This is a genomic window from Rhizobacter sp. P3_B12 (genome assembly GCF_056402895.1).
This window is the reverse complement of record NZ_JBFUGN010000481.1, coordinates 1-4,637: the sequence shown is the minus strand read 5'-3', so window position 1 is coordinate 4,637 and position 4,637 is coordinate 1. Positions and strand designations below refer to the sequence as shown.

General features: G+C 68.4%; 6 protein-coding genes. 1 reads left to right on the top strand and 5 read right to left on the bottom strand.

Annotated features, from left to right (window positions below; genetic code table 11):
* The 4 genes from AC1D01_RS21750 to AC1D01_RS21735 all read right to left on the bottom strand — a co-directional run.
* Window positions 1-658 (bottom strand): serine/threonine protein kinase (locus AC1D01_RS21750; RefSeq protein ID WP_477869977.1); only part of this gene is annotated, 658 nt, incomplete at its 3' end.
* Window positions 648-1,391, bottom strand: a complete 744-nt coding sequence (locus tag AC1D01_RS21745; RefSeq protein WP_477869975.1) for a metallophosphoesterase family protein — start codon at window positions 1,389-1,391, stop codon at window positions 648-650. The genes AC1D01_RS21745 and AC1D01_RS21750, both read right to left, overlap by 11 nt.
* A gap of 28 nt (window positions 1,392-1,419) precedes the next feature.
* Complete coding sequence (argF, locus tag AC1D01_RS21740) at window positions 1,420-2,379, bottom strand: ornithine carbamoyltransferase (RefSeq protein WP_477869973.1); 960 nt, start codon at window positions 2,377-2,379, stop codon at window positions 1,420-1,422.
* Window positions 2,376-3,596: an aspartate aminotransferase family protein gene (locus AC1D01_RS21735; protein ID WP_477869971.1), complete on the bottom strand. Its 1,221-nt coding sequence runs from the start codon at window positions 3,594-3,596 to the stop codon at window positions 2,376-2,378. The genes argF and AC1D01_RS21735 overlap by 4 nt, the downstream gene beginning before the upstream one ends.
* Window positions 3,597-3,801: 205 nt before the next feature.
* Here AC1D01_RS21735 and AC1D01_RS21730 point away from each other — a divergent pair, with 205 nt between their 5' ends.
* Window positions 3,802-4,155, top strand: a complete 354-nt coding sequence (locus tag AC1D01_RS21730; RefSeq protein ID WP_047500672.1) for a DUF3579 domain-containing protein — start codon at window positions 3,802-3,804, stop codon at window positions 4,153-4,155.
* A gap of 82 nt (window positions 4,156-4,237) precedes the next feature.
* Here the strand turns inward: AC1D01_RS21730 and rpsT are convergent, their stop codons facing one another.
* Window positions 4,238-4,531: a 30S ribosomal protein S20 gene (rpsT, locus tag AC1D01_RS21725; RefSeq protein ID WP_477869969.1), complete on the bottom strand. Its 294-nt coding sequence runs from the start codon at window positions 4,529-4,531 to the stop codon at window positions 4,238-4,240.
* Window positions 4,532-4,637 lie beyond the last annotated feature (106 nt).

The window sequence follows — 4,637 nt, the reverse complement described above, 5'->3', positions numbered from 1 at the left end:
GCAGCACGCCGAGCGCGAACAGGTCGCTGCGCGGGTCGTTGCGGATGAACTGCACCTGCTCCGGCGACATGTACGGGCCGGTGCCCATCGGCAGCTCGAACTCCTCGTCGAGCAGGTCGGGCAGGAAGTCGTGGCGCGACAGGCCGAAGTCGACCAGCACGGCATCGGTGCGCGAGCCGTCCGGCGCCTTGCGGAACATGATGTTGCTCGGCTTCACGTCGAGGTGCACCACGTGCTGGCGGTGCAGGTCGTGCAGCGCGGTCGCGACCAGCGCGCCGACATCCACCACCTCGGCGATCGGCAGCGGCGCGTCGTCGAAGCGCCGGCGCAGCGAATCGCCCGACAGCCGCTCCATCACGATGAACGGCTGCCCGGTGAAGTCGGCCTTGGCGATGAACTTCGGCACGTGCACGCCGGCGAGCGACGGCAGGATCATCTGCTCGACCTCGAAGCCGACGATGCTGGTCGGGTCCTCCCCGCCCTTGATGCGCGGCACCTTCATGATCAGCGGCATCGGGTCGTCGCTGCCCAGGCGTGTGACGGCCCACAGGTTGGCCATGCCGCCCTGGTGCAGGTGGGCGTCGAGCCGGAAGCCGTCGATGACCTGGCCGGCGGCCAGGCGCGACGAGGGCCTTGCCGGCCCGGCCTCAGTGTCCATCGATCAGGCGCTGGGCCAGGCGTTCGGGCAGGCCGGCGGCGAGCACCTTGGCGGCCGCGGCCTCGTGGTCGTAGGGCACGCGGTGGTAGGTCAGGTCGCCRCTGACGGTGTCGAAGGTGGCATAGGCGGCGGCCGGGTTGCCGTCGCGCGGCTGGCCGGCCGAGCCGGGGATCACCAGCCATTGCCGCTGCGGCGACAGCGGGATCGGCACGCCCGGCACCGGCGTGAAATCGCCGACCTTGCCGGTGCCCGACAGGTGGAACAGCAGCGGCTCGTGCACATGGCCGCAGAAGGTGATGCGCGCATCGGTGGCATGCAGGCTGCGCACCGCATCGAGCCGGCCGGTGACGTAGCCCCACGCGGCCGGCGCATGCGCGTTGGCATGCACGTAGAGGCGGTCGGCGTCGCGCGCGGTGAGCGGCAGCTTCGACAGGAAGTCGAGCTGCGGCAGCGTCAGCCGCTCGTGCGTCCAGGCGGCGGCCTCGCGTGCGTCGGGCACCATCGTCGGCTGCGCGCCCTGCACCGCGGCCGCGTCGTGGTTGCCCATCACCGCGATCGCGCCGCCGGCCACGTGGGCCTGCACGCAGTCGACCACCCAGCCCGGCTCGGCGCCGTAGCCGACGTAGTCGCCGAGGAACACGTGCTGCTGCGCGCCCTGCGCTTGCGCATGCGCGAGCACGGCCTCGACGGCCTCGCGGTTGGCATGCAGGTCGGTGATCAGGGCAAGCTTCATGCGGTCGCGTGCCGCGGGCCGGTCGGCGTCAACCGATGCGGCCCAGCAGCAGGTATTCCATCAAGGCCTTCTGGACGTGCATGCGGTTCTCGGCCTCGTCCCAGACGACCGATTGCGGGCCGTCGATCACGTCGGCGTCGACCTCCTCGCCGCGGTGCGCCGGCAGGCAGTGCATGAAGAGGGCGTCGGGCTGCGCCGCGGCCATCATCTCGCGGTCGACGCACCAGTCGGCGAAGGCCTTCATGCGGGCCTCGTTCTCGGCCTCGTAGCCCATGCTGGTCCAGACGTCGGTGGTCACCAGGTGCGCGCCGCGGCAGGCCTCGAGCGGGTCCTTGAAGACCTTGATGCAGCCGGTGTCGCTGACGCCGGCGGCCTTCGCGTCGACCTCGTAGCCCGACGGCGTGCTGACGTGCAGCGTGAAGCCGAGGATGCTCGCCGCCTGCAGCCAGGTGCTGGCCATGTTGTTGCCGTCGCCGACCCAGGCCACCACCTTGCCGGCCAGGCAAGCGAGAGCGCCGCCTTCGGTGCTCGTGCCGCGGTGCTCGATGTACGTGAAGAGATCGGCCAGGATCTGGCACGGGTGGTACTCGTTGGTCAGCCCGTTGATCACCGGCACGCGCGAGTTCGCCGCGAAGGCATCGAGCTTGGTCTGCTCGTAGGTGCGGATCATCACCAGGTCGACCATGCGGCTGATCACGCGCGCGCTGTCCTCGATCGGCTCGGCGCGGCCGAGCTGGCTGTCGCCGGTGGTCAGGTTCACCACCGAGCCGCCCATCTGGTACATGCCGGCCTCGAAGCTGACGCGGGTGCGCGTGGACGCCTTCTCGAAGATCATCGCGAGCGTGCGGTCGACCAGCGGCGTGTACTTCTCGTAGTTCTTGAAGCGCTTCTTGATGATGCCCGCGCGCTCGAACAGGTAGGCGTATTCCTCGGCGCGGAAATCCTTGAACTGCAGGTAGTGCTTGATGAGGCTCATGCCGGGCTTCATGGCGTGGCAGGGGTTTCGGACAGGAAGCGCTTGACCAGCGGGCACAGGATGGCCACGATCTGCGCCGCTTCGTCGGCGGTGAGGATCAGCGAGGGCACCAGGCGGATCACGCGGTCGGCGGTGACGCTCAGCAGCAGGCCGGCCTCGGCCGCGCGGTTCAGCAGCACGCCGCACGGGCGGTCGAGCTCGATGCCGAGCATCAGGCCCTGGCCGCGCACCTCGACGAAACCTTGCACGCCGGCCAGCTCTTTCTCGATGCCGGCCTTCAGCGCAGCGCCGACGCTGGCGGCGTTCTCGAGCAGCTTCTCTTCTTCCATGATGCGCAGCGTCTCGACGCCGGCGCGCATCGCGAGCGGGTTGCCGCCGAAGGTGCTGCCGTGGTTGCCCGGGCCGAACACGTTGGCCGCCTTCGGGCCGCAGACGATCGCGCCCACCGGCACGCCCGAGCCCAGGCCCTTGGCGAGCGGCATCACGTCCGGCTTGATGCCGGCCCACTGGTGCGCGAACCACTTGCCGGTGCGGCCCAGGCCGCACTGCACCTCGTCGAGCATCAGCAGCCAGCCGCGCTCGTCGCAGATCTTGCGGATGCCTTGCAGGTACTCGATCGTCGAGACGTTGATGCCGCCTTCGCCCTGGATCACCTCCAGGAACACCGCGACCACGTTCGGGTTCTCGGCGGCCACCTGGCGCACCGCGGCCAGGTCGTTCAGCGGCACGCGCACGAAGCCTTCGACCAGCGGGCCGAAGCCGGCCTGCACCTTGGTGTTGCCGGTGGCCGAGAGCGTCGCGATCGAGCGGCCATGGAAGGCCTTCTCGTAGACGATGATCTCCGGGCGATCGATGCCCTTGTCGTGGCCGTACTTGCGGGCGATCTTCAGCGCGCCTTCGTTGGCCTCCAGGCCGGTGCTGCAGAAGAAGGCGTTGGTCAGGCCCGAGACCTCGGTCAGCTTCGCGGCGAGCTGCTCCTGCAGCGGCACCTGGTAGTAGTTGGAGCTGTGGATCAGCTTGCCGACCTGGTCCTGCAGCGCGGCGACCAGCTTCGGGTGCGCATGGCCGACGGTGTTGACGGCGATGCCGCCCAGGCCGTCGAGGTACTTCTTGCCGTCGGTGTCCCACACCCAGCAGCCTCGGCCATGCGACAGCGCGAACGGCAGGCGACCGTAGGTCGGCATCACGTGGGGCATGGGCTGGGCGGCGGGGGCGGTGGTCGCATTCATTGCGGGAAGACTCCGGAAGTGCGCAATACCGGGCAGCAAGGGCGCCGCACGGGGCCTTGGATTCTAAGGGTCGGTCCCGCCCCGCCGATAAAGGCACAGGTGCAAGCCCCTGGCGGGCCGCGCAATGTGCTGCGGCGCAGCATATTCGCGGCACAATAGCCGGCGGCCGACCCGCCATCCGTTCGACCCCACGCCCGCAGCACGCATGACCTCACCCTTGCCCCGCGAAGTGTTCATCCAAGGCATCACCAAGGATGGCAAGACCTTCCGACCCAGCGACTGGGCGGAGCGGCTGGCGGGGGCGATGTCGAGCTTCCGCCCCGGCGGTTCGGCGGGCGGCATCGGGTCGTTCATCGGCTACTCGCCGTACTGCGTGCCGCGCGTGATCAACGGCGTGAAGTGCGTGATCGTCAGCGAGGAGCTGAAGGCGCTGGAGCCGATGGCCTGGGACTTCGTGATGAACTTCGCGCGCGACAACGACCTGCAGGTCGTCGAGGCTTGCCTGCTGCCGAACGGTCAGCTGGCGCCGGTGCCGCCGTCGGCACAGCAGGCCGCCTGATACCCTGGCCTCCAGGTTTCGCGGCACCAATGAAAWAGGCCCGCTGAGCGGGCCTTCTCACTTACCACCTGGAATCTTTCAATCAGGCTGCGAGAGCCTTGATCTTGGCCGACAGGCGGCTCTTGTGGCGAGCTGCCTTGTTCTTGTGGAACAGGCCCTTGTCAGCCACGGAATCGATGACGCCCTGGGCGGTCTTGAAGATTTCAACAGCCTTGGCCTTGTCGCCGGCGACAACAGCCTTTTGAACGTTCTTGACGACCGTACGGAACTTCGAACGCAGCGCGGTGTTGGCGGCGTTGAGCTTCACGTCCTGGCGGACGCGCTTGCGGCCCGACGCGATGCGGACCGTCTTCTTGACTTTGGAGGAGGTAGCCATTTTGTTTGCGTGATCCAGGTGGGTGGGGCAAAGACCGCGAGTATAGCATTCACATTTCGGCCCGGGCAAATCGGCAGACACCAGGTGAGCAGGCGCTACCTATAAT